Annotated in this window: 5 protein-coding genes; 2 read left to right on the forward strand and 3 right to left on the reverse strand. The window is 62.7% G+C overall.

Annotated elements, in window-relative coordinates:
• From B2527_RS07445 to ubiE, 3 genes are all read right to left on the reverse strand, one after another.
• Nucleotides 1-317 (reverse strand): hypothetical protein (locus B2527_RS07445; protein WP_293707495.1); only part of this gene is annotated, 317 nt, incomplete at its 3' end.
• A gap of 206 nt (nt 318-523) precedes the next feature.
• The gene (locus B2527_RS07450) at nt 524-2,476 is read right to left on the reverse strand and encodes a M1 family metallopeptidase (protein WP_293707496.1); all 1,953 of its coding nucleotides are present in this window, start codon (nt 2,474-2,476) and stop codon (nt 524-526) included.
• A gap of 656 nt (nt 2,477-3,132) precedes the next feature.
• A complete protein-coding gene (ubiE, locus tag B2527_RS07455; protein WP_293707498.1) occupies nt 3,133-3,897 on the reverse strand; it encodes a bifunctional demethylmenaquinone methyltransferase/2-methoxy-6-polyprenyl-1,4-benzoquinol methylase UbiE in 765 nt (254 codons plus the stop codon).
• Nucleotides 3,898-3,989: 92 nt separating this feature from the next.
• Here ubiE and B2527_RS07460 point away from each other — a divergent pair, with 92 nt between their 5' ends.
• Complete coding sequence (locus B2527_RS07460) at nt 3,990-4,442, forward strand: nucleoside deaminase (RefSeq protein ID WP_293707499.1); 453 nt, start codon at nt 3,990-3,992, stop codon at nt 4,440-4,442.
• A gap of 80 nt (nt 4,443-4,522) precedes the next feature.
• Entirely contained in the window at nt 4,523-4,813 is a 291-nt protein-coding gene (locus tag B2527_RS07465; protein WP_293707501.1) for a hypothetical protein, read from the forward strand.
• Nucleotides 4,814-5,007 lie beyond the last annotated feature (194 nt).

Below are 5,007 nucleotides of genomic sequence, written 5' to 3' on the forward strand. Positions count from 1 at the left end.
TTGGGATTGGGATTGGGATTGGGATTGGGATTGGGATTGGGATTGGGATTGGGATTGGGATTGGGATTGGCTTTGGCTTTGGCTTTGGCTTTGGCTTTGGCTTTGGTTTTGGTTTTGGTTTTGGCTTTTATGCCGTCATTCCCGCGCAGGCGGGAATCGCTCTTGCCTTTGCCCTTTCCCGAAGTCAGAACAAAGTCCAGAACCAGAGCGATTCCCGCCTGCGCGGGAATGACGGCTTTAAAAACAGAAGCAGAAGCAGAAGCAGCAACGTAGCCCGGGTAAGCGCAGCGCACCCGGGAGATTGGGCCTGCCAGCAAGTAACCTCGGCCAGCCACAACTGCCGTCGAAGCCCTGTGCGGCGTCCAACCCAACTGCGCCGACCGCGTTGCACTCGGCCGTGCTGCAAACGGCCCCGGATGCGCTGCGCTTACCCGGGCTACAACATACCTGCAGAATTCAAGGCAGCACAAAAACAGACGGCGAGCCGAAGCTCGCCGTCCGGGTTGAAGCCAACGGAAGCCGATTACTGCTTCGGCGCAGCCTCCTGCTTCGGTGCGGCTTCGGCCTTGGCGATCATGTCTTCCACCGAGGCGGTGGTGATCGGGTGGTAGCCCGGCTTGGCCTTGGCGAACACTTCCTTGGCGAAGGCCAGACCTTCCGGCGTCTTCAGCAGTTCAGCGTAGATCGGCAGTACCAGCTTGCGACGGCCCACCTTCTGGATGAACTCGCCGGCAGCGGCCTGTGCGTCGGTGTAGCCGCTGCGGATGGCCAGCGGATACCAACGCATCGCGATCTCGCCGTTCGGGGTACCGGTGAAGTGATAACCCTTGTCCAGCTGCGCCAGCTTCTCGATCGGCTGGGTCTGGCCCAGGCCATCGATGAAGCGCACCCATTCCTGGGTGCCCCACTCGCGGGTCACCTGACTGTTCGGCAGCTGGTTGCTGCCCAGGAAAGCGATACGCGCGGTATCCACCACGGCGAAGTTGCGTGAACGGGCCTTCTGCGCGAACGCCGGGATGCCCGGCTCGTCCAGCCACGCCTTCAACTCGGCATCGGTGACCGCCGCCGGATTCTTCGGCAGCAGGTTCTTCTTCATGTACGCGACGAACTGGTCGGTGTTGGCGCTCTGGAAGGCATGGTCGTTGAACCAGCCACGCAGGAACGGATCAAACACCTCGCGGCCAAAACGCTGTTCCAGGAACTGCAGGAACCAGGCGCCCTTGACGTAGGCGACGTTGCTCAGCGCTTCGTCCGGGTCGCGCTCATTGAGCGGCGGCAGCGCCAGCGCCTGGTCGGCCGGGCTCATGTCCTTCACTTCGTTGAGCAGATCGGTCTGGTCGATCTCACGCTCCATCTCCGCCATTTCCTGGCCATACAGCGCCTCGGTGATGCGCGCCTGCACGTACGTGGTGAAGCCTTCGTTGAGCCAGATGTCCTTCCAGCTGGCGTTGGTCACCAGGTTGCCGGACCAGCTGTGTGCCAGCTCATGCGCGACCAGCGACACCAGCGACTTGTCGCCAACGATGACGGTCGGGGTCGCGAAGGTCAGGCGCGGGTTTTCCATGCCACCGAACGGGAACGACGGCGGCAGCACCAGCATGTCGTAGCGGCCCCAGCGGTATTCACCGTACAGGTTCTCGGCGGCACCGATCATCTTCTCGGTGTCCTCGAATTCCTTGGCGGCCTTGTTGACCATGGCCGGCTCGGCCCATACGCCCGAACGCTGGGAAATCGGCTCGAACACCAGGTCGCCGGCAGCAATGGCCAGCAGGTAGGACGGGATCGGCTGCGGCATCTTGAAGGTGTAATCACCATCGCGCGCGGCGGCCGGATCATTGTCGGCGCTCATCAACACCATCACGTCCGGGCGGCTGGTCACGTGCGCGCTATAGGTGAAGCGGACGCTCGGGGTGTCCTGCAGCGGCACCCAGGAACGGGCATGGATGGCCTGCGACTGGCTGAACATGAAGGGCAGCTTCTTGCCCTCGGTCATGGACGGCTCCAGCCACTGCAGGCCCGAGGCGGTCGGTGCGGTGTGGTAGGTGATGCGCACGGTGGCCGGCTGGTCCGGCGTTTCGATGCTCAGCTTGCTGCCGAACACCTTGTCGGCCGGTGCCAGCGCGAACTGCAGCGCGGTGGCGCTGCCGTCGGCAGCCACGGCCTCGACCTTCTCCACGCTCAGCTCGCGGGTATCGAGCAGCAGCTGCTTGGCGGCCTTGTCCTTCCACTCCAGGCTGTAGGTGGCCGTGCCGCCGATCTGCTTGGTGTCGAAATCGACCTTCAGGTCCAGCGCCAGGTCCTTGATGACGACCTTGTCCGGTTCGGCGTAGGAGCTTTCATCGTGGCTGCGGCTGACGGTATTCACGGCGGCGGCGGGCTTCTGGGCGACGGGGTCGACGGTGGGGGCTGCGGGCTCTTTGGCGCAGCCAGCGACGAGCGCCACGGCCAGGGGCAGCATCAGGAACGAAGAACGCATTGATCTGGAACCGGTTCAGGGAACAACCGCTGATTTTAAACCCGAAAGGCTTTGGTGGATGCGGCAGTGCGGCAACCGACGGTTGCGGCAAGGTCCGCGCCAGAAAATGCCTGATACCGTCATCCCCGCGAAAGCGGGGATTGCTCTTCGCATTACCTCATCATCCCGACCAAGAGCAGAGCAAAAGCACCCCTCCCAACCCTCCCCTTGCCTTCGGCAAAGGAAGGGCTCAGCGAGCGCGCCCCTGTAGTGCCGAGCCACGCTCGGCAGGGGCCTTGCCGGCAAGATCAAAGGCGCCCCTCATCCCACCCCTTCTCCCGCAAGCGGGAGAAGGGCCAAGGCAAAAGCTGAAAAGCCCCCCCTCCCCAGCCCTCCCCAGCCCTCCCCAGCCCTCCCTTGGCCCACGACCAAAGGGAGGGAGCAGAGACGTAGGGCCGAGCCATGCTCGGCAGGGGCCTTACCAGAGCCAAAAGCTGAAAAGCCAACCCCTCCCCGGCCCTCCCTGGCCTGCGGCCAAAGGGAGGGGGCAGAGACGTAGTGCCGAGCCATGCTCGGCAGGAGCCTTACCAGCAAAAGACAAAACCCGCAGCACCGCCCCCCATACGAAAAAGGCGGCCAATGGCCGCCCTTTCCTCAACACATCCAGCAACCAAGCCTCAAAGCTTGTAACCGGAGTGGATCGAAACAATACCCGCGCTCAGGTTCTTGTAATGGCAGCGGCCAAAACCGGCCGCGGTCATCATCGCCTTCAGCTCTTCCTGCGGCGGATGCTTGCGGATGCTCTCGGCCAGATACTGATAGCTGTCGGCGTCACCACGCGCGAACAGCTTGCCCAGCGTCGGCAGCACCTTGAACGAATGGAAATCGTAGATGGGCTTGAACCACTCGGCGGTGACTTCGGAGAACTCCAGCACGCGCGCCTGGCCGCCCACCTTCAGCACACGGTACATCTCGCGCAGTGCCGCTTCCTTGTCGGTCACGTTGCGCAGCCCGAAGGAAATGGTCACCAGGTCAAAGCTCTGGTCCGGGAACGGCAGCGCCTCGGCATTGAGCTGCACCCATTCGAAGCCCGCAACCTGACCACGGTTGGTCAGCCGGTCGCGGCCCACCGACAACATACCGGCATTGATGTCACCCAGTACCACGGTGCCGTCAGCGCCCAAGCGCTCCTTCAGCAGCACCGCGATATCGCCGGTGCCACCGGCCAGGTCCAGCACCCGGTCACCCGGCTTCACCTGCGCGGTGGCCACGAAGTAGCGCTTCCACAGCCGATGAATACCCAGGCTCATCAGGTCGTTCATCAGGTCGTAGTTGTCGGCCACGGAGGTGAACACCTGGCCGACAAGCTTCTGCTTGTCCTTGGCCGGTACGTCGCGGAAGCCGAAGTGGGTGGTGCCGGTCTTGTAGGGGGATTCGCTCATGGCACTGATTATCGCACCGACAGCCCGATTGCGGCGGCGGCAGGCTGAATCCGGCCGCTATGATGGCGGCCAAAGCACCGTGAGGCCCCAACATGATCACCACCCCGGATTACCGCGCCCTGCTCGAAACCGCCATTGCCGAAGCCCGCCAGGGCCTGGCCGAAGGCGGCATCCCGATTGGCGCGGCCCTGTACCACAACGATGGCCGCCTGCTCGGCTGCGGCCACAACCGCCGTATCCAGGAAGACGACCCGTCCATCCACGGCGAAACCGACGCCTTCCGCAAGGCCGGCCGCCAGCGCGGCTATCGCAACACCATCATGGTCACCACCCTGGCCCCGTGCTGGTACTGCAGCGGCCTGGTGCGTCAGTTCAATATCGGCACCGTGGTGGTCGGCGAATCGGTCAGTTTTGGCGGCGGTATCGATTGGCTGCGCGAGAACGGTGTACAGGTCATCGATCTGAACGATGCCGGCTGTATCGAGATGATGAGCCGTTGTATCGCCGAAAATCCCGACATCTGGAACGAAGATATCGGCGAATGATCCTCTTTCGCATGAGCAAAACCTGACTGGGGGCCGCAGAAAACCGGACGAATGTCGTGGCAATGCAATGTGAAAAGGCTATGCTCGGTGAACAGGGGCACTGCCATCGAGGTGAAGCGATGCTTACAACGCCCAACCAACACAGCAGTCGCCGTTCGCTCCAGCACGCGGGCGAACAATTGCGACAGCAGTACGCACGTCATCGTTGCTCGGCACCGTTCTGGGATGCCTACCATCAGGTTCAGCGCGAGCTGGTGGCTGTTTTCCCGGAACGACAGGCAGAGTTGTGCAACCGCCTGGCGGTATTTGCCCAACGCCTGGGTGCGGTGGAAAAAGCCCAGTTATTGGAACTGGCTGACAGCGAAGTCTAAAAAAAAAACCGGGCCTGGCCCGGTTTTTTTTGCGCGGCCTTCTGTAGAGCCGAGCCGTGCTCGGCAGCCGCCTCACTTTGGCCACAGGCCAAGGGAAGGGTTGGGGAGGGCTTGGCTTTGGGCTTTTGGCTCTGCTGGTAATGCCCCTGCCGAGCATGGCTCGGCACTACACGCCTTTGCCCCCTCCCTTTGGC

Origin of the sequence: Stenotrophomonas sp. UBA7606, from assembly GCF_002477705.1 — a bacterium.
GTDB lineage: Bacteria > Pseudomonadota > Gammaproteobacteria > Xanthomonadales > Xanthomonadaceae > Stenotrophomonas.